Origin of the sequence: Pseudomonas sp. NFACC41-3, assembly GCF_900109505.1 — a bacterium.
Taxonomy (GTDB): Bacteria; Pseudomonadota; Gammaproteobacteria; order Pseudomonadales; family Pseudomonadaceae; genus Aquipseudomonas; species Aquipseudomonas chlororaphis.
The window spans coordinates 730869-749718 of record NZ_FOAE01000004.1 but is presented as its reverse complement, the minus strand read 5'-3'; the positions used below and the strand labels follow the sequence as shown (position 1 = coordinate 749718).

Annotated in this window: 15 protein-coding genes and 1 pseudogene; 13 read left to right on the top strand and 3 right to left on the bottom strand. The window is 65.5% G+C overall.

Features of this window, described 5'->3' with window-relative positions; translation table 11 throughout:
• The first annotated feature begins 41 nt into the window (after positions 1-41).
• From BMY68_RS21535 to BMY68_RS21520, 4 genes are all read left to right on the top strand, one after another.
• Positions 42-1391, top strand: coding sequence for a GntT/GntP/DsdX family permease (locus tag BMY68_RS21535; RefSeq protein WP_085529778.1), 1350 nt, complete (start codon positions 42-44; stop codon positions 1389-1391).
• A gap of 15 nt (positions 1392-1406) precedes the next feature.
• Entirely contained in the window at positions 1407-2267 is an 861-nt protein-coding gene (locus tag BMY68_RS21530) for a MurR/RpiR family transcriptional regulator (RefSeq protein WP_085529779.1), read from the top strand.
• Position 2268: 1 nt separating this feature from the next.
• On the top strand, positions 2269-3729 hold the full coding sequence (locus tag BMY68_RS21525; protein ID WP_085529780.1) for an N-acyl-D-amino-acid deacylase family protein: 1461 nt from the start codon (positions 2269-2271) through the stop codon (positions 3727-3729).
• Positions 3730-3860: 131 nt separating this feature from the next.
• Entirely contained in the window at positions 3861-4229 is a 369-nt protein-coding gene (locus BMY68_RS21520; RefSeq protein ID WP_009042073.1) for a glyoxalase superfamily protein, read from the top strand.
• A gap of 125 nt (positions 4230-4354) precedes the next feature.
• Here the strand turns inward: BMY68_RS21520 and BMY68_RS21515 are convergent, their stop codons facing one another.
• Positions 4355-5374, bottom strand: coding sequence for an AraC family transcriptional regulator GliR (locus BMY68_RS21515; RefSeq protein ID WP_085529781.1), 1020 nt, complete (start codon positions 5372-5374; stop codon positions 4355-4357).
• A 251-nt stretch (positions 5375-5625) separates the two neighbouring features.
• Between BMY68_RS21515 and BMY68_RS21510 the strand changes: the two genes are divergently transcribed.
• From BMY68_RS21510 to BMY68_RS21485, 6 genes and pseudogenes are all read left to right on the top strand, one after another.
• Positions 5626-7221, top strand: a complete 1596-nt coding sequence (locus BMY68_RS21510; RefSeq protein ID WP_085529782.1) for an FAD-binding oxidoreductase — start codon at positions 5626-5628, stop codon at positions 7219-7221.
• Positions 7222-7226: 5 nt separating this feature from the next.
• A complete protein-coding gene (locus BMY68_RS21505; protein WP_085529783.1) occupies positions 7227-8816 on the top strand; it encodes a glycerol-3-phosphate dehydrogenase/oxidase in 1590 nt (529 codons plus the stop codon).
• 20 nt (positions 8817-8836) lie between these two features.
• Positions 8837-10399 (top strand): FGGY-family carbohydrate kinase, encoded by a 1563-nt coding sequence (locus tag BMY68_RS21500; protein WP_085529784.1) that lies wholly within the window; start codon positions 8837-8839, stop codon positions 10397-10399.
• 40 nt (positions 10400-10439) lie between these two features.
• A pseudogene (locus BMY68_RS30160) lies at positions 10440-10505 on the top strand (hypothetical protein); the annotation flags it as partial.
• Between the two features lie 184 nt (positions 10506-10689).
• Positions 10690-11247, top strand: coding sequence for a hypothetical protein (locus tag BMY68_RS21495; protein ID WP_085529785.1), 558 nt, complete (start codon positions 10690-10692; stop codon positions 11245-11247).
• 941 nt (positions 11248-12188) lie between these two features.
• Positions 12189-12572 (top strand): hypothetical protein, encoded by a 384-nt coding sequence (locus BMY68_RS21485; RefSeq protein WP_085529787.1) that lies wholly within the window; start codon positions 12189-12191, stop codon positions 12570-12572.
• Between the two features lie 245 nt (positions 12573-12817).
• On the opposite strand, the gene BMY68_RS21480 is transcribed toward BMY68_RS21485, so the two are convergent.
• Positions 12818-14737: a methyl-accepting chemotaxis protein gene (locus tag BMY68_RS21480; protein WP_085529788.1), complete on the bottom strand. Its 1920-nt coding sequence runs from the start codon at positions 14735-14737 to the stop codon at positions 12818-12820.
• Positions 14738-15119: 382 nt separating this feature from the next.
• Between BMY68_RS21480 and BMY68_RS21475 the strand changes: the two genes are divergently transcribed.
• The 3 genes from BMY68_RS21475 (at position 15120) to BMY68_RS21465 (ending at position 17144) form a co-directional block, all read left to right on the top strand.
• Positions 15120-15776 (top strand): lipopolysaccharide core heptose(II)-phosphate phosphatase PmrG, encoded by a 657-nt coding sequence (locus BMY68_RS21475; RefSeq protein WP_085529789.1) that lies wholly within the window; start codon positions 15120-15122, stop codon positions 15774-15776.
• Between the two features lie 24 nt (positions 15777-15800).
• Positions 15801-16667 (top strand): phosphatase PAP2 family protein, encoded by an 867-nt coding sequence (locus BMY68_RS21470; RefSeq protein ID WP_085530491.1) that lies wholly within the window; start codon positions 15801-15803, stop codon positions 16665-16667.
• Positions 16668-16808: 141 nt separating this feature from the next.
• On the top strand, positions 16809-17144 hold the full coding sequence (locus BMY68_RS21465) for a hypothetical protein (RefSeq protein ID WP_009042083.1): 336 nt from the start codon (positions 16809-16811) through the stop codon (positions 17142-17144).
• 89 nt (positions 17145-17233) lie between these two features.
• Here BMY68_RS21465 and BMY68_RS21460 read toward each other — a convergent pair whose 3' ends face one another.
• Positions 17234-18688, bottom strand: a complete 1455-nt coding sequence (locus BMY68_RS21460) for an ArnT family glycosyltransferase (RefSeq protein WP_085529790.1) — start codon at positions 18686-18688, stop codon at positions 17234-17236.
• Positions 18689-18850: the final 162 nt, after the last annotated feature.

Below are 18850 nucleotides of genomic sequence, written 5' to 3'. Positions count from 1 at the left end.
TTCACAAGCATTCGACGTGACCCTTTTTCGAGGAGTACCGCATGACACCTGCATCGGGCTACTGGCTGCTGGGCTATGCCGCCATCGCCATCATCGCGCTGATCGTCCTGATCGCGCGTTACCGGATCAATCCGTTCATTGTCATCACCCTGGTTTCGGTGGGCCTGGCGCTGATGGCCGGGATGCCGCCGTCCGGCGTGGTCGGGGCCTACGAGGCGGGTGTCGGCAAGACCCTCGGGCATATCGCCCTGGTGGTGGCGTTGGGCACCATGCTCGGCAAGATGATGGCCGAGTCCGGTGGCGCGGAGCAGGTGGCGCGGACCCTGATCGATCGTTTCGGTGAGCGCAACGCGCACTGGGCGATGGTCTGCATTGCCTTCCTGGTGGGCCTGCCGCTGTTCTTCGAGGTCGGTTTCGTGTTGCTGGTACCGATCGCCTTCACCGTGGCGAAGCGTGTCGGCGTGTCGATCCTGATGGTCGGCCTGCCGATGGTCGCCGGCCTGTCGGTGGTGCATGCCCTGGTGCCGCCGCACCCGGCGGCGATGCTGGCGGTGCAGGCCTACCAGGCGTCGGTGGGGCAGACCCTGCTGTACGCGATCCTGATCGGCATTCCCACGGCGATCATCGCCGGCCCCCTGTACGCCAAATTCATCGTGCCGCGCATCCAGCTGCCGGCGGAAAACCCGCTGGCGCGCCAGTTCATCGAGCGTGAGCCGCGCACCCGCCTGCCCAGTTTTGCGATCACCATGGCCACCATCCTGTTGCCGGTGGTGCTGATGCTGATCGGCGGCTGGGCCAACCTGATTTCCACCCCGGGCAGCGGCCTCAACCAGTTCCTGCTGTTTATCGGCAACTCGGTGATCGCCCTGTTACTGGCCACCCTGCTGAGCTTCTGGACCCTCGGCCTGGCCCAGGGCTTCAACCGCGAATCGATCCTCAGGTTTACCAACGAATGCCTGGCGCCGACCGCCAGCATCACCCTGCTGGTGGGCGCCGGCGGCGGCCTCAACCGGATCCTGGTGGACGCCGGGGTCACCGACCAGATCGTCGGCCTGGCCCATGAATTCCAGCTGTCGCCGCTGCTGATGGGCTGGCTGTTCGCCGCGTTGATGCGCATCGCCACCGGCTCGGCCACCGTGGCCATGACCACCGCCTCGGGCGTGGTGGCGCCGGTGGCCATCGGCCTGGGCTATCCGCACCCGGAACTGCTGGTGCTGGCCACCGGCGCCGGCTCGGTGATCTTCTCCCACGTCAACGACGGCGGCTTTTGGCTGATCAAGGAATACTTCAATATGACCGTCACCCAGACCTTCAAGACCTGGACGGTGCTGGAGACCCTGATCTCGGTGGTCGCCTTCGCCCTGACCGTCGGTCTTGCCCAACTGCTTTGAGCCCAGGTGCCGTCCATGGACATCCTCTACCAGATCCGCTCCCGCCAGGATTCCTTCAGCGCCGGCGAAGGCCGCATCGCCCGCCTGATGCTCGATGACGTCGGTTTCGCCGCCTCGGCCAGCCTGGAACAGCTGGCGCAGCAGGCAGAAGTCAGCGCCGCCACCCTGTCGCGGTTTGCCCGCAGCGTGGGCTGTCGCGACTTGCGCGACCTGCGCCTGCAACTGGCCCAGGCCAGCGGCGTCGGCAGGCGCTTTCTCGACCCGGCGGATGCACCGGAGCAGTCGGGTTTCTACCGGCAGATCGTCGGCGATATCGAGTCGACCCTGCACCAGCACCTGGCGGGGTTCGACGAGTCGCGCTTCAGGGACGCGGTGCGCTTGCTGGGCAAGGCGCAGATGATTCACGCCTTCGGCATGGGCGGCTGTTCTACTTTGTGCAGCGACGAATTGCAGGTGCGCCTGGTGCGCCTCGGCTATCCCATCGCCGCCTGCCACGACCCGGTGATGATGCGGGTGACCGCCGCGGCCCTGGGCCCGCAACACGCACTGATCGCCTGCTCCCTGACCGGCATCACCCCCGAATTGCTGGAGACCGTCGAACTGGCCCGCAGCTACGGCGCCAGGGTGCTCGCCATCACCCTGGCCGACTCGCCGCTGGCGGAACTGGCCGACGTGCTGCTGCCGCTGCAGAACGCCGAAACCTCCTTCATCTACAAACCCACGGCCGCGCGCTACGGCATGCTGCTGGCCATCGATGTGCTGGCCACCGAGCTGGCGCTGGCCCTGCCCGAAGACAACCAGGAACGCCTGCGCCGGATCAAACTGGCCCTGGACGATTACCGCGGCGGCGACGACTGCCTGCCGCTGGGAGACTGAGATGCGCTACGACACCCTGATCCGCAACGCCCTGGTGATCGACGGCAGCGACCGCCCGGCTTACCCCGCCGATATCGCCCTGCTCGAGGGCCGCATCGCCCGCATCGGTGACCTGCAAGGCACCCGCGCCAGCGAAGAAGTCGACGCCGCCGGGCGGGTGCTGGCCCCCGGTTTTATCGATGTGCACACCCACGACGACACCGTGGTGATCCGCCAGCCGCAGATGCTGCCCAAGCTCAGCCAGGGCGTGACCACGGTGATCGTCGGCAACTGCGGCATCAGCGCCTCGCCGGTGAGTCTGCGCGGCGAGCCACCGGACCCGATGAACCTGCTGGGCAACCAGGCGGCCTTCGTCTACCCACGTTTTCGCGACTACCGCGCGGCGGTGGACGCCGCGCAGCCGGCGGTCAATGTGGCGGCGCTGATCGGCCACACGGCGCTGCGCAGCAACCACCTGGACGACCTGTATCGCACCGCCACGGCCGAGGAAATCGCCGCCATGCGCGAGCAGTTGCGGGCCAGCCTGGAAGACGGTGCCCTCGGTTTATCCACAGGCCTGGCCTACGCCAGCGCCTTCTCGGCCGAGACCGACGAGGTGCTGCAACTGGCCGCGGAACTGAGCGTCTTCGGCGCGGTGTACACCACCCACCTGCGCAGCGAATTCGAGCCGGTGCTGGAGGCCATGGACGAAGCCTTCCTGATCGGCCGCCAGGCCAAGGCGCCGGTGATCATTTCCCATCTCAAATGTGCGGGGGCGGGCAACTGGGGGCGCAGTCCGCAATTGCTGGCGTCCCTGGAGCTGGCGGCGAAAGACCATCCAGTGGGCTGCGACTGTTACCCCTACGCGGCCAGTTCCTCGACCCTCGATCTCAAGCAGGTCACCGATGCCTTTCGCATCACCATCACCTGGTCCACCCCGCACCCGGAACTGGGCGGCCGCGACCTGATGGACATCGCCGCCGAGTGGGGCACGACTCTGCTGGAGGCCGCGCGGCGCCTGCAACCGGCCGGCGCGGTGTACTACGGCATGGACGAAGCCGATGTGCGGCGCATTCTTGCCCACCCGCTGTCGATGATCGGTTCCGACGGCCTGCCGGAAGACCCGTTCCCCCATCCACGGCTGTGGGGCGCCTTCCCACGGGTGCTCGGGCACTTCAGCCGCGACCTCGGCCTGTTCCCGCTGCACACCGCGGTGCACAAGATGACCGGGCTGTCGGCGGCGCGCTTCGGCCTCAAGCAGCGTGGCGAAATCCGCGAAGGGCACTGGGCCGACCTGGTGCTGTTCGACCCGGCGCGGGTCCGCGATGTGGCCGACTTCAAAAGCCCGCAACAGGCGGCCGAGGGGATCGACGGGGTGTGGGTCAACGGCGTGCGCAGCTATGCCGAAGGCCAGGCCAATGGCCGCAGGGAGGGGCGCTTCCTGGCGCGGCAAGGGGATTTACGCGAAGGGTTCAACGGCTGAAGGCGTGCGGCGTCGAATAGGTGAATACCGTCACAATGATGGCCTGATGATATTAAAGAAAGCCTTGGCCTAGCCGAAGTGCTGACATCCACCTGCTATACCGTGGACATCTTTCATCAGGGAGTCGCGCAATGAGCTTTGGCAGAACCACCCCCATCCTGCGGATCTTCGACGAGGCCAAGGCGCGGGAGTTTTATATCGACTTCCTCGGCTTCACGCTCGACTGGCAGCACCGCTTCGAAGACAACTTCCCGCTGTATATGCAGGTGTCGCGTGGGGAATGTGTGCTGCACCTGTCGGAGCACCATGGCGACAGCACGCCGGGCTCCGCGTTGCGCATCGAGACCGACGAGCTGGAAGCCTTCCAGCAGCAGTTGCTGGCCAAGGATTACCGCTTCGCCCACCCGCAGATCCAGGCCATGCCCTGGGGCAGCCAGGACCTGACGGTGCTCGATCCGTTCGGCAATCGGCTGGTATTTACCAACGCCATCAGCGTCTGAGCCCGATCGGTGCATCTGATGCACCACGTCCCTGTGTAGGAGCGAGCTTGCTCGCGATGGCGTCCTGCCTGATGCACCACGCCGCCTGGATCGCCAGCAAGCTGGCTCCTACAGGGATGGCGTGGCTAGCGGGTCCGTTGGGTCTGCCGGAATTCTCCCGGGGTCATGCCCGTGCGGCTTTTGAAGGTCCGGTGAAAGGAGCGCTGTTCGGTAAAGCCCAGGTACTGGGAAATATCGTGAATCGCCAGATCGCTGTGCAGCAGGTAATGTTCGGCGAGCTCCTGGCGCAGGTCATCGAGAATCTGCTGGTAGCCGGTGCCGGCCTGTTGCAGCTGGCGCTGCAGGGTGCGCACGGAGGTGGCCAGTTGTTTCGCCACCTGCTCCTTGCGCGGCAGGCCTTCCTTGAGCAGCTGGCGCAGGACGTTTTTCACCTGCTGCGGCAGCGGCGCATCGCTGAGCGAGGCCATCAGGCCCAGGGCATGTTCCTCCAGGGTACGCAGCAACTGGGCGTCGGCCTGGCGCAGGGGCAACTGCATGTATTGCGCAGGCGCGATCAGCGCCGAATAGGCTTGGTCGAACAGCACCGGGCTGCCGAAAAATGCCTCGTACTGGGCCAGCTCGGCCCCCGCCGGCAGCGAATGCTCGAACCACACGGCGATGGGGCTCAACCGGGTATCGGCGATCCACTGTGCGTACAGCAGCCACGACGCCAGCACGTTCTCCACCATGTGCCGGCGCGAGGTGGGGCGCTGGTGGCGGCAGCTCCAGGTCAAGTGTATTTGCCCGTCGACCTGCTCGGCGCGGCTGACGCCCATGTCGCCCACCAGCTTCTCGAACGGCATGATCCGGTTCATCGCGTCGCCCAGGGTCGCGCAGTTCATGGTGATGTAGCCCAGCACGTTCCACGAGTTGGGCAGTACGAACCGCGCCGAGTTGAGCCCGAACAACGGGTCTGCCGAATGCTCGCAGAAATAGTCCAGCAAACGCTCATGGGCCTCGCCGGGCAGGCGCAGGCTGTTGTCGCTCAATTGCCCGGCCTGCAAGCCCGCGGCCGCCAGCGCAGGTTCGATGGCGATACCCAGCTGCTCGGCATAGCGCAGGTACTTGAGCAGCGGTGGGACCGAGGTGTAGCCGAGGCTGTGCATGGTGGGTTTCCTGGCGCCGGAACGTGGGTGGACGCGCGCGGGAACCGAGTGGGAGGCTGTTCCAGCAGGCGTCGGCGCCCTGAAAGGTAATTTGAAAGCGGGACTAAAGTAAATGCTTCGGGCCCCTTGTCCCCGGCTGACCCAATTGGCTACTCGAACTGGCCTGATACGACCGTGACACCCATGCGCCGCGAACTAGTATGGAGGCCTTGCAAACCAACACTTACAAGCACGACACAAGGGGCACAGGCATGCGACGCTGGAACGGCTGGGGCGAACAAAGCACGGTGGTCGAATTGCCCGCCCAGGGCGCAGGGTTTCTTGCGCAGCGTATCGGCACCGGGCGCCGGCTGGCGGATGCTTCGCTGGAAGCCGCGTTGGCCCGGGTGCCGCCGTCGCGGCTGAGGCCCCATGCGCTGTACAGCATCGAGGCCCCTGACCGGCTGCTGCATGCCCGCGGCCAGAGCCTGCCGGACTGGCTGGCCCTGCGCGAAGGCACGCTGGAGCGCTACCCGGACGGCGTGGCCTTTCCCGATAGCGCCGAGCAGGTTCGCCAGCTGCTGGCCCTGGCCGAACAGCAGGACCTGTGCCTGATCCCCTACGGCGGCGGCACCTCGGTGGCCGGCCACATCAACCCGCCCGTTTCGACGCGGCCGGTACTGACCGTGTCCATGGCGCGGATGAATCGCCTGCTGGAGCTGGACGAAAGTAGCCTGATCGCCACCTTCGGCCCCGGCGCCAGCGGCCCGCAGGTGGAAAGCCAGCTGCGCGCCCGCGGCTATACCCTGGGGCACTTCCCGCAGTCCTGGGAGCTGTCGACCCTGGGCGGCTGGGTCGCCAGCCGCTCCAGCGGCCAGCAGTCCCTGCGCTACGGGCGCATCGAGCAGTTGTTCGCCGGCGGCACCCTGGAAACCTTCGCCGGCCCCTTGCAGATTCCCGCCTTCCCGGCGTCGGCCGCGGGGCCGGACCTGCGCGAGGTGGTGCTGGGCTGCGAGGGCCGCTTCGGGATCATTTCCACGGTCAAGGTGCGGGTCAGCGCGCTTGCCGACGACGAGCGCTTCTATGGCGTGTTCCTGCCGGACTGGCCCAAGGCGCTGCAGGCCATCCGCCAACTGGCCCAGGCCCGGGTGCCGCTGTCCATGCTGCGGCTGTCGAACGCGGTGGAAACCGAGACCCAGCTGGCCCTGGCCGGCCATCCGCGGCAGATCGCCTGGCTGGAGAAATACCTGAAGCTGCGCGGGGCGGGGCAGGGCAAGTGCCTGCTGACCTTCGGCGTGACCGGCAACCGCCAGCAGAACGCCCTGTCCCTGCGCCAGGCCAGGCAGCACCTGAAGGCCTTCGGCGGGGTGTTCACCGGCACCTTGCTGGGCAACAAGTGGGCGCATAACCGCTTTCGTTTTCCCTACCTGCGCGAGAGCCTCTGGCATGCCGGCTATGTGGTCGACACCCTGGAGACCGCCACCGACTGGAGCAATGTCGACAACCTGTTGCAGCGCATCGAGGCCAGCCTGCGCGATTGCCTGGCGGCCGAAGGCGAACAGGTCCATGTCTTCACCCACCTGTCGCATGTCTACGGCGAAGGCTCGAGCATCTACACCAGCTACGTGTTCCGTCCGGCCGCGGATTACCCGGCCACCCTGGCCCGCTGGAAGGCGCTCAAGCATGCGGCCAGCCAGACCATCGTCGAGCACGGCGGCACCATCAGCCACCAGCACGGCGTGGGCAAGGACCACGCGCCCTATCTGGTGCACGAAAAAGGCGAACTGGCGATCGCTGCCCTGCGCAGCCTCAGCCGGCACTTCGACCCTGCCGGGCGTCTCAACCCCGGCACCCTGCTGGAGGAGTAAGGCCCATGAGCACGGACTGGAATGCCCAATGGCGCCAGGCACAGTTGCCGACCCTGGCGGGCCAGAGCTGGGACCTGATCGTGATCGGCGGCGGCATCAGCGGGGCCGGGATCCTGCGTGAGGCGGCGCGGCGCGGCTGGCGCTGCCTGCTGCTGGAACAGCGCGACTTTGCCTGGGGCACTTCCAGCCGCTCCTCGAAAATGGTCCATGGCGGCCTGCGCTACATCGCCAAGGGCCAATGGCGCCTGACCCGCGATTCGGTGCGCGAACGCCAGCGCCTGCTCGACGAAGCGCCCGGGCTGGTGGAACCCATGAGCTTTCTGATGCCGCACTATCGCGGCGTGTTTCCCGGGCCGCGGGTGTTCGGTGGCCTGCTGGCGGTGTACGACGCCCTGGCCGGGCGGCGCAACCATCGTTTCCACGACGTCGAGCAGATGCGTTACCTGGCGCCTGGTATCAAGGCCGAAGGCTTACTGGGCGGCTCGTGTTTTCTCGATGCCCTGACCGACGATGCCCGGCTGGTGATGCGGGTGCTGGCCGAGGCGCGGGCCGATGGCGCCCAGGCGTTCAATGGCCTGCGCGTGCAGCAGGTGCTGCGCGAGCACGGGCGAGTGTGCGGGGTGTCGGTCGAAGACGTGGAAAGCGGCCAGCCGCTGACCCTGCGTTGCGCGGTGCTGGCGGTGGCGAGCGGGGCCTGGGCCGGGCGTTTTGCGCCGCCTGGCGAGAACCGCCACTTGCGGCCCCTGCGCGGCAGCCACCTGTTGCTGCCCGGCTGGCGCCTGCCGGTGGCCCAGGCATTCAGCTTCCTGCATGACAGCGACCGGCGCCCGGTGTTCGTGTTTCCCTGGGAGGGCGCCACCGTGGTCGGCACCACCGACCTCGATCACCGCGAAGACCTCGACCAGAGCGCGCGCATCAGTGCCGAGGAGCTGGCCTATCTGCTGGCGGCCTGCGAGCAGCAATTTCCCGAGGCGCGCATCGGCGCCGCCGATGTGCTGTCGACCTGGTCCGGGGTGCGCCCGGTGGTGGGCAGCGCCGACGCGGCGGGCAAGCCTTCCAATGAAACCCGCGAGCATGCGCTGTGGTGCGAGCCGGGCTGCGTGACCCTCGCCGGGGGCAAGCTGACCACCTTTCGTACCCAGGCCATCGAGGTGTTGCAGGCCTGTGCGGCGATGCTCGGGCGCCCTCTGGACGCTGCCGACGCGGCGGTGTTCGCGGCCGTGCCGGCGGTGGAGGTCGCGGGCCTGAGTAGCGGCCAGCTGCGCCGCCTGGCCGGGCGCCATGGGCGCGACCTGCCGCGACTGGCGCAATGGCTGGCGCAGCTGGGATGCGCTTGCGTCGGCAGCAGCGACACCTTGTGGGCCGAGCTGGCGTTTGCCGCCCAAAGCGAAATGGTCCTGCACCTGGACGACCTGCTGCTGCGCCGCACCCGCCTGGGCCTGTTGCTGGCCAACGGCGCGGCGGCCGAGCTGCCGGCGATCCGTGCCCTGTGCCAGCCCCTGCTCGGTTGGGACGACGCGCGCTGGGAACAGGAACAACAGCGTTATCACGACCTGTGGCTGCGTTATCACAGCCTGCCCGAGGTCGCCTATTGAAGCCTAGCCAAGAGCCATCCATGAACAACGACAAGCCCTATCTGCTGGCGATCGACAATGGCACCCAGAGCGTGCGGGCCCTGTTGTTCGACCTGCAAGGCAACCTGCTGGGCAAGGGCAAGGTCGAGTTGCAGGCCTACTATTCCAGCCAGCCCGGCTGGGCCGAACAGGACCCCGATTACTACTGGCGCAAACTCGGCGAGGCCTGCCAGCAGTTGTGGCAGCAGACCGGCATCGATCGCCGGCAGATCCGCGGCGTGTCGCTGACGACCCAGCGCGGCACCCTGATCAACGTCGATGCCGACGGCAAGCCCTTGCGTCCGGCGATCCTCTGGCTCGACCAGCGCCAGAGCGAAGTCGAGGGCGACATCAAGGGGCCCTGGAGCTGGCTGTTCAAGCTGATCGGGGCCCAGGCCACGGTGGACTACTTTCGCGCCCAGGCCGAGGTCAACTGGATCGCCCGGCACCAGCCCGAGATCTGGGCGGCCACCGACAAGCTGTTGCTGCTGTCGGGCTTTCTCACCCATCGGCTGACCGGGCGTTTTGTCGACTCGGTCGGCTGTTGCGTGGCCTTTTTGCCCTTCGACTACAAGCGCCTGCGCTGGGCCGCGCCCCGTGACTGGAAATGGCAGGCCCTGGCGGTGCGCCCCGAGCAACTGCCGAGCCTGCGCAAGCCGGGCGAGGTCCTCGGGCATATCAGCGCCGCGGCCAGCCAGCTGACCGGGATTCCCGAAGGCCTGCCGCTGATTGCCGCGGGGGCCGACAAGGCCTGTGAAGTGCTGGGTTCCGGGGTGCAGGACAGCGGCACTGCCTGCCTGTCCTACGGCACCACGGCGACCATCACCACCACCCGGTCCCGCTACCGGGAAATCATCCCGCTGATCCCGCCTTACCCCTCGGCGATGCCCGACCATTACAACTGCGAAGTGATGATCTATCGCGGCTACTGGATGGTCAGCTGGTTCAAGCAGGAGTTCGGCCTGCGGGAAATGCAGCAGGCCCGCGAGCAGGGGCTGGAACCGGAGGTGTTGTTCGATGCGTTGGTCAACGCGGTGCCGCCCGGCTCCATGGGGCTGATGCTGCAACCTTACTGGTCGCCCGGTATCCGCGAGCCGGGCGTCGAGGCCAAGGGCGCGATGATCGGCTTTGGCGACGTGCACACCCGGGCGCATATCTACCGGGCGATTCTCGAGGGCCTGGCCTACGCCCTGCGCCAGGGCAAGGAGCGCATCGAGCAGCGCACCCGCACCCCGATTACCTGCTTGCGGGTGGCCGGCGGCGGTTCCCAGAGCGATGCGGCCATGCAATTGACGGCGGACATTTTCGGCCTGCCCGCCGAGCGGCCGCATGTGTACGAAGCCTCCGGGCTCGGCGCGGCGATTGCCTGTGCGGTCGGGCTGGGCCTGTACCCGGATTTCCCCACGGCCATCGCCGGCATGACCCGCGTCGCCGAGGTCTTCCAGCCGCAACCCCAGGCGCAGCAGCTCTATCAACGGCTGTACCGCGAGGTGTATGTGCGCATGTACCGCCAGCTCAGCCCGCTGTACCGCAGCATTCGCGAGATCACCGGTTACCCGGCCTGAACCCGGCCGCACGCCAGCGGTTGTCGCGCCCGGGTTTTGCCGGCGTGCGCCGAACCTGGCGTACGACGCGCCGATCGCGGCGTCCGATGGTTTGCGTACGGCCGACGACATGCCGTCGGCGTTGCGCTTGCGCGGGACCTGGTAAGGGGCTGCTGCGTCTTGCCTCGGGCTGGCTGGCGCGACGGCGCAGGGTTCAAGACGCTGCACCGGGTGCCGATACGCAAGAGGCAGGCACGCTTGGGGGAGCGCGAAAGCTCCCCCTGACCCTTTCAGGAACGGAGTCCAAAAAAATGAACACAGCCATTGCATGGCCGGAGGTTTTTCTCGGGGCGTTTGATGCGATCAGCGAGCGCATGGCGCAGGTGCTGGAGCTGAGCGATTGCCGGGAGCACTGGATTCAGGCCGAGCTCAGCCTGTATGCCTGGCAGCAGGGTTATCCGGATATCTGGACCAGCGGTAAGGCCGGAGGACGTACGAAAGTCGACCTGTACACGGAAGATCTCGACATGGCGGCCGAGGTGAAATGCCTGGGGGATGTGTCTTTTGCCAGGTGCCTGATGGGGAGGGGGATGGGTGAGACTCGATCCGTGTTGCGAGAGGATGGCGATGGCCGGCTCTGGTTTCCTCAAGTCGATCCGGGTGAGTCTCTGGTCTGGTCGGTGTTTGCCGATCTGCATCGGTTGCGACGGATGGAGGGGGTTCGGAATAAGTTTCTGATTCTGGTGATTGCCAAGGATTATGTGGCTGAGACGGAGATGGGGGAGACGCTGCGGCGGCTTCGTTTGTCGCAAGAGGAGTGGTCGTTGGAGTTGAAGAATGCCACGGTGCGGATTTGGCGGATTGAGTAGTTCGGGCTTCTGTAGGAGCGGCTGGCCGACGCTTGATTGGCCGCGATGGTATCTGTTCTGGTGCTGCATTTTTTGGACGGGGTACATATCCGTTTCTGCGGTCACGGCTGCTGGCGGTTCCGCCCTTACGGCGGGTCACTTTTTTTCAAACGCCAAAAAAAGTAACCAAAAAACGCTTGCCCCTGCGTACGGCCTTCGCTGCGCTCAGGTTCCCTCGCTCCGGCGTCCATCAGGGGGCATCGACTCCGGTCGGCTTCGCTTCGACCTCCATACGATGTCCTCGACTGCGTCGAGGGGCGCTGCGCGCCATCCCCCTGATGAACACCTCCACTCGGCCTCCCGATGGGGCGGGTAGATCAAGATCAAAAGCCAAAGCCAAAGCTGCGCCATGCGCGACCTACCGGTCGGCGCTAGCTCTGTAGCCGCTGCCGAGCTCGCGAGGCTGCGATCGGCCGCGCAGCGGACGCAGGGTCTTGAAACCGCTGGAGGACCTTCGGTCCTATCGCAGCCTCGCAGGCTCGGCAGCGGCTACAGACCGGTTATATCGGCGCTTTTTGTAGGAGCGAGCTTGCTCGCGATCAGGTCCTGCGGATGACGTGTTTTGTCGTGTAGGACGCTGTCTGAAAGTGAGGCTCTTCGCTTTCTTTTGTAAGGCTTTTCCGAGAAACTCCGGGCCGCTTGCGTCTGGGAAGGGCGCTGTCTAGCCTCGGGTTCGTCACCGGTTTTTCGGTGATCGGGTTTAGCAGCTCGCTTCCAAGTCACGCAGGTATCGCTGTCAGCTCAACCAACGATGTTCGGTTGCTGTTTGCTGTCATGGCGGCTGTGCGTGGGGCACCTTCGGGTGCGCCGGAATCTTGGACCGGTCTGCTAACCCGCGTACAGCTGCCACCCTCATTCGTTTAGCAGCGGTAGGTGGTGGCTCCATTCCAAGAGGATCCGCCATGAAAAAGCTCGTCCCCGATCCACCCGTTTCCCTTCCGTGCTCACGTAGAAATCCTGAGCATGATCGTGCCAACGAAAGCATGCTTCAGGCGCTGTGCCGGCCTCGTGGTGATGGTTCGCCGATGGATGCGCTCAAGCCAACCGTGGGCACTGTCGTTGGCCGTGACTCGTTGTTTTGTGTTCGCGAGGGCATCAGCGCCGAGGAGGCGTTGCTTCACGTTTCGATCCTGCTCAAGGCCGCCGAAGAGGTGTCCGATGAGATCACCGAGCGGGCCAGCGGTGTGGAGCGTGGCCTGATCTGGTCGTTGATCCATAACGTGGAGATGGCGCGGGGTGTGGTGGATGCGCTGCTCGACGGCAGCCGCCCGCCAACGCAGGCCTGAATCCGGACCCCGAACCTTGGAATCTGGAACCTGGAACCTGGAACCTGGGAATCTGGAACCCTGTAGCCGCTGCCGAGCCCGCGAGGCTGCGATCGGCCTGGGCGGCATTCCGACGAAGCGGACGCAGGGGCTTGAGACCGCTGGAGGACCTTCGGTCCTATCGCAGCCTGCGGCAGCGGCTACAGGGATTTGGGAGGGTGGGCGGCCTGTCGCGAGCGAGGTTGCTCGCGACAGGGCCTTGAGGGTCAGACGCGGAAGTGGCTGACCATCATTTGCAGCTGGTTGCCCAGGCGCGCCAGTTCGACGCTGGAGGCGGCGGTTTCATCGCTGGCGGCGGCGGTCTGTTCCGACACGTCGCGCACGTTGATGATGCTGCGGCTGATTTCCTCGGCCACGGCGCTCTGTTCCTCGGCAGCGGCGGCGATCTGCTGGTTCATCGACTGGATGTTCGACACCGTGCGGGTGATGTTCTCCAGGGAGACACCGGCCTTGCGGGTCAGGTCGACGCTGCTGTCGGTCAGGCTGCGGCTGTTGTTCATCACGTTGGCCACTTGCTGGGTGCCGTTCTGCAGGCCGGCCACCAAGCCTTCGATTTCCTCGGTGGATTTCTGCGTGCGTTGCGCCAGGGCGCGGACTTCGTCGGCGACCACGGCGAAACCGCGACCGGCTTCACCGGCGCGGGCGGCTTCGATGGCGGCGTTCAGCGCCAGCAGGTTGGTCTGTTCGGCCACCGCCTTGATCACGTCCATGACGCTGCCGATCTTCTGGCTTTCCTGTTGCAGCACGCTCATGGCGTCGGTGGAACGCACCACTTCGCTGGCCAGGCGTTCGATCTGGGCGATGGCTTCGGCCACCACCTTGTCGCCTTCGCGGGCTTCGCCGTCGGCGGCGGCTGCGGCTTGCGAGGCTTCTTCGGCGTTGCGCGCGACTTCCTGCACGGTGGCGGTCATCTCGTGCATGGCGGTGGCCACCTGGTCGGTCTCGACCTTCTGGCTGTTGACCCCGGCGCTGGTTTCCTCGGTCACCGCCGACAGCTCTTCGGCGGCGCTGGCGATCTGGGTCACGCCGTCGCGGATGCCCGTGATCAGTTCGCGCAGGGTCACGCCCATGCGGCCGATGCCTTGTTGCAGCACGCCGAGTTCGTCGCGGCGGGTGACGCGCACGTCCTGGGTCAGGTCGCCGGACGCGATGCGCTCGACCACGGTCATGGTTTCACGCAGTGGACGGGTGATCTGGCGGGTGATGATCACCGCGGCCAGGATGCCCACCAGCAGCGCCAGCAGGGTGCTGATCAGTTGCAGGCTGCGGGCCTGGACGCTTTCTTCGTCGCGGCGGTCGAGCTGGAACTGGTACAGCTCTTCGCTCTGGCTGACGATCAGGGCACCCTGTTCGGTCATTTCCTTGCGCGCCTGGCCGGCTTCGCTGACCGCGGCCTTGAAGGTCAGCAGGGAGGTGCGGTAGTCATCCAGCGCTGTTTTCAACTGGCGCAGGGCATCGCCCTGGGTGCTGCTGAAATGGCTGTCCAGGCCACCCAGCGCGGCAATCGCCGCGTTCATCTGGGCGGCGGCATTGCGCTCGGCTTCCGCGGTGCTGTTGTAGATGTATTCACGGACTTCGAAACGCGCCAGCAGGAACTCCTCACGGGCCTTGGTGATGGCCTGGAACTGTTCGAAGCGCTGGTCGCTCAGGGGCATTTGCTGAACGCGCGTGGTGATGCTGTTGATCAGGTTGCGCGCCGTTTCCGAGTTGCCGTTCATCACCGCGCGGGCGGCGTTGGCGTTGCGGTAGGCATTGCGCATCTTGTTCAGGGACGCCTGGTAGGCGCTGATGGTGGCGCCCTGTTCCTTGAGCAGCTTGATGTTGGCCGGGTTCTTGAAGCTGTTCTGCAGCTTCTGTTGCTGGGCCGAGAAGTCGTCCAGGGAGGCCTGCACATTCTGCGCGGCGGTTTCGTCGCCGTTGGTCAGCATGTATTGCAGGCGGGTCACGCGCAGCTTGGTCAGCCCGGCGTTCAGTTGGGTGATGTCGCTCATCCAGTTGCTGCGGTCGATCAGACCGCCCAGGCTGGTCCAGCCCGTGATGGCGAGGATGGTAGTCAGGGCCAGGACCAGGCCGAAGCCCAGGCCTAACTTGAGATTGACGCTGATGTTGCCGAACCAGCTATTCATGCAATTCCTCCAGGAACGTTGTGCTGCTTGATCGTGTATCGCTGGAAGATTGTTGTTATTGGTGGCCAGCAAGGATTTGTTCGCAGGTGTGTATCGGCGGCAAGGGCAATAGCTGAAACGATTTCGTCGCATTAGTTTTTTGCACCATTTTGGGGCTTTTCAAGGGCCTGATTTCGCTCCAGAAACCGCCTGGCCAATTGAGCTTTTTTTCACATCCGTTTCACTGGGCGGCCACGCCTTGCTGCCTAAAGTCCGACCATCGATCGGGTGCCTCGTACCCGATTTGTCATGAGCGGCGGTTAGCGTCTGCTGCGCTGCTCAACTCAATGTCTGGTGGTCATATAGGGGCGGCTCGCACGTGGCGTCAGGACTCAGTCTTCCGGTGGCAAAGCCCGCGCTCGTCGCGAGCCGTTTTGCCCGTTATCGCAATACCCTGGTGATTGCCCTGGTGGCCTTGCTGGTGCTGCCGCTGGTGTTCTTTGTGCTCAAGCCCGCGGCGGTGCCGGACCTGGCCCACGGCAACCTGGCCGGCGCCAGGGCCTTGAGCGCCGGCTGGGCCAAGGGCCAGATGATTGTGCTGATTCGTCACGTCGAGCGTTGCGACCATTCCAGGGCCGCCTGCCTGAACGTGCCCGACGGCATCACCGACCGTGCCCGTGACGTGGCGGTGGGTGTGGGCGCGCAGTTCGAACACCTGGGGCTGGACCAGGCCGACATCTACCACAGCCCGCTGACCCGCGCGGTACAGACCTCGGGTTATATGTTCAGCAAGGCCGGCAGTGGCGAAGACTGGCTGTTCGACTGCAAACGCAGCCTGTTGCGTGATGCCCTGGCGCACAAGGTGGCCGGGCGCAACCTGGTGCTGGTGACCCACAGCGAATGCATGGCCGCGCTGGAGAAGGCGCTGAAGCTGCCGTCTTCGACCCTGGGCTACGGCGCCTCGTTGTTCGTCTCCACCGATACCCTCGACGGGCGTCCGCAGATGCTCGGCTTCATCGAAGCCAGCGACTGGCGTTCCGTCGCCTTCAATCGTCCCTGATCCCCCTTGCCCGAGACCCTGAAGATGCCGGCGTTTTCCCGTTCCCGCTTTACGGCCTGGAGCTTTTATAAATGGAACCTTGGCCTGCCGCTGCTGTGCGCGGCGCTGGTGTTCCTGATGTTCGACATGACCCGGATCGACATCGCCTTCAGCGACCTGTTCTTCGATCCGCTGAGCCAGACCTTCCCGCTGGATCACTCCCATCTGTTCGAGAAGATCACCCACAAATGGGCGCGGATCATCCCCAACTGGACCGGCGAGCTGGCGCTGATCGGGCTGCTGCTGTCGTTTGTCTGGCCGTGGTTCAAGGGCGCAAGGTTCGGCCGCGGCAAGGCCTTGCTGGAGAGGCTCCGCGTGGCGCCGGTATTGCGTTTTACCGCGCGCCATCGCCGGGACTTTCTGTTCGTGGTGGTGGCCTTCGCCCTGTGCACCGGGGCGATTCACTATCTCAAGGGCCACACCAGCGTGTACTGCCCGGTGGAAACCACCCAGTACGCCGGCAAGATCGAGCACAAGGAGTGGTACCAGAACTTCGAGCTGCTGAAGACCGCCGGTGACGGCCGCTGCTGGCCGGGCGGCCATGCCTCGGGCGGTTTCACCCTGCTGGCGCTGTACTTCGTGGCCCGGCGTTATCGCTGGCGCCACGCCAAGGCGCTGCTGTACGGCTCGCTGCTGCTGGGTTTCGTCTATGGCACCACCCGGGTGCTGCAGGGCTGGCACTACATGTCCCATACCTTCTGGGCGGGGATCGTGGTGTGGCTCACCTGCTTGCTGACGGCGCTGCTGTTTTATGGCCGCGCCCGTCTGGAACAACCGGTGCTGGCGCACAGCGAACCGGGGGCCGAGCAGTCCGCGGCGCTGATTGATAACGGTGCTTCAGTAGCTGACTGAATCGTCAGTGCGAGGCGCCTGGCGGGAGAGGGCCCCGGCGCAATTTTTGGCGCTTGCCGATGTTTTTTGGGTGACCAGAACTGTTAGGGTGCGCGCCCCCGGAGAAAAGAGTTCCCGGGTTCCTGGTTTATGGAGTCATGCATGAAACACTTGAGCAAAGTTGCCGCCTCGGCGCTGGTTGTCCTGGCCCTGGCTGGCTGCACCGGCACTGCGATGAAAACTCAGCAACTGGATAGTAGCCAGTACACCGTGGTCGGTCACAGCGAAGCAACGGCTACCGGCATCATGCTGTTCGGGGTCATTCCAATCCGGCAGAACAACCGCTTCGTCCGCGCCCAGACCGCGGCCATCCAGGCCAAGGGCGGTGACGCGATGATCAACACCCAGATCCAGGAAAACTGGTTCTGGGCCTGGGTCCTGAGCGGTTACACCACCAAGGTCTCCGGCGATGTGGTCAAGCTGAAAACCGTTCAGTGAGCCATGTCGGCGCCGGTGCGAAAGCCTGGCGACGAGATAAAAAAAGGCACCCATGAGGGTGCCTTTTTTATGGGCGCTCACTGTGCCGGTCAGTGGCTGACAAAGTAGTAGGCCTGGCGACTGACCGTGACCTTCTTCAGTACCTTGAGCGGTGGCTTGGGGTCTTCCTGCAGGGCCATGACCGCAACGTTGTTCGGTGAGGCGCTGAGGTATTCCTGCAACTGGGCTTCGGTCTGCACATCCTTGAGCAGGCTCTGGGTATAGAACACGCTGGCGCCGGCCGCGCGTTCGTTGGCCTGATACAGCGCCACCTGTTTCCCGGCGGCCTGCAGTGTCTGGATCTCGCTGATCAGCGGCACGAAGGACAGCTGGCGATCGGCGCGTGGCGCGGCCCACTGCGCGGCCACCAGGTAACTGCACACCACCAGCGTCAGCACGCCAATGGCCAGGCCGCGGCGCTGACGCCCCACGACGCTCCAGAACCCATCGCCCGCGGCGCGCTGGCGCAGGCGTTCGTACAGCACTGTCGCGTATTCGGCCGCCAGCACCGCCGCGGCCGGGGTCAGCGACATCAGGTACACGGTGCGCTTGCTCGACGCCAGGCACAGCAGGGTGAATTGGGCTACGAGCCACAGGCTGAAAAACAGCAGGTAGCGGTTTTTCACCAGGCTTTTGCGAAAGTGCCACAGGCCCAGGTAGACCAGGATGTTCCACGGCAGGAAGGCTTGCGGCAGCTTGGCCAGGTAGTAATAGAAGGGCTCGTAATGCCCGGCCTCGACAAAGGAGCCATCGAAACGTCCGACGCTGTTGGTCCACAGCACTTCGCCCAGGGCTTGCAGGCCCCCGCGCTGGTACAGGAAGCACAGCCAGATCAGCAGCGGCACCAGGCCGAGCAGGGTCAGCAGGGCGGGCCTGAGCCAGTGGCCGAGGGCGAAGCGCTTTTCGATCAGGCTGTCGGCCAGCAGCCAGGCGAAGATCACCACCCCCGGTATCGCCAGGCCCAGTACGCCCTTGCTCAGGGTGGCGATGGCGATGCCGAGGGCGAACAGCAGCCAGCCCAGGGTGGCCGGCTGGCCTTCGGCCTGGCGCCGTTGGGTGTGGAAAAACGCCAGCAGCGCCAGGGTCACGCCGAGGCTGAGCAGGGCGTCTTCACCGACCCCGCGCACATTGCCCCAGTAACTGGCCATGGTCGCCAGCATGGCGCCGGCCACCCAGGCCACCGCTGGCGGGCGGCCGAAGCGGCGCAGCATGGCGTACAGCAGCATCACGCTGAACAGTCCGGCGAAGGCCGAGGCCAGGCGCACCGCCCACGGTGTGCCACCGAATACGCGGATGGCGCTGGCGTCGAGCCACAGGCTCAGCGGCGGTTTTTCCAGGAAGGGCTGGCCGAACAGGCGCGGCGTCACCCAGTCATCGTCCAGGTGCATCTGCATGGCGATCCCGGCGACCCGGGCTTCGGTGGAACCCTGCAACTGGTGGTTGCCCAGGGCGAAGAAGAACAGCAGGGCGGCAAGCAGAAGCAACAGCGGTGCGGGTCGCGACATGAGGGGACTGCCGAAGAGGTTGCGCCGGGGAGGATCAGGCGGTCCGAGTATACGGAGGCGATTCTTAACAAATCGTGAACGAGGGATGATTGGGGAGCAGCAGGCTCCTGCCTGTTTTCCCTGCTGAACGGGGTGCCCGCATGGGGGGAACGACCGCAAGCA

What these genes read in the sequence shown, in the direction of transcription:
- BMY68_RS21525 (WP_085529780.1), top strand. Translation starts at nt 2,269, where the DNA reads ATGCGCTACGACACCCTGATCCGCAACGCCCTGGTGATCGACGGCAGC.
- BMY68_RS21530 (WP_085529779.1), top strand. Translation starts at nt 1,407, where the DNA reads ATGGACATCCTCTACCAGATCCGCTCCCGCCAGGATTCCTTCAGCGCC.
- BMY68_RS21510 (WP_085529782.1), top strand. Translation starts at nt 5,626, where the DNA reads ATGCGACGCTGGAACGGCTGGGGCGAACAAAGCACGGTGGTCGAATTG.
- BMY68_RS21460 (WP_085529790.1), bottom strand. Translation starts at nt 18,688, where the DNA reads ATGTCGCGACCCGCACCGCTGTTGCTTCTGCTTGCCGCCCTGCTGTTC.
- BMY68_RS21485 (WP_085529787.1), top strand. Translation starts at nt 12,189, where the DNA reads ATGAAAAAGCTCGTCCCCGATCCACCCGTTTCCCTTCCGTGCTCACGT.
- BMY68_RS21495 (WP_085529785.1), top strand. Translation starts at nt 10,690, where the DNA reads ATGAACACAGCCATTGCATGGCCGGAGGTTTTTCTCGGGGCGTTTGAT.
- BMY68_RS21505 (WP_085529783.1), top strand. Translation starts at nt 7,227, where the DNA reads ATGAGCACGGACTGGAATGCCCAATGGCGCCAGGCACAGTTGCCGACC.
- BMY68_RS21535 (WP_085529778.1), top strand. Translation starts at nt 42, where the DNA reads ATGACACCTGCATCGGGCTACTGGCTGCTGGGCTATGCCGCCATCGCC.
- BMY68_RS21500 (WP_085529784.1), top strand. Translation starts at nt 8,837, where the DNA reads ATGAACAACGACAAGCCCTATCTGCTGGCGATCGACAATGGCACCCAG.
- BMY68_RS21465 (WP_009042083.1), top strand. Translation starts at nt 16,809, where the DNA reads ATGAAACACTTGAGCAAAGTTGCCGCCTCGGCGCTGGTTGTCCTGGCC.
- BMY68_RS21470 (WP_085530491.1), top strand. Translation starts at nt 15,801, where the DNA reads ATGCCGGCGTTTTCCCGTTCCCGCTTTACGGCCTGGAGCTTTTATAAA.
- BMY68_RS21520 (WP_009042073.1), top strand. Translation starts at nt 3,861, where the DNA reads ATGAGCTTTGGCAGAACCACCCCCATCCTGCGGATCTTCGACGAGGCC.
- BMY68_RS21480 (WP_085529788.1), bottom strand. Translation starts at nt 14,737, where the DNA reads ATGAATAGCTGGTTCGGCAACATCAGCGTCAATCTCAAGTTAGGCCTG.
- BMY68_RS21515 (WP_085529781.1), bottom strand. Translation starts at nt 5,374, where the DNA reads ATGCACAGCCTCGGCTACACCTCGGTCCCACCGCTGCTCAAGTACCTG.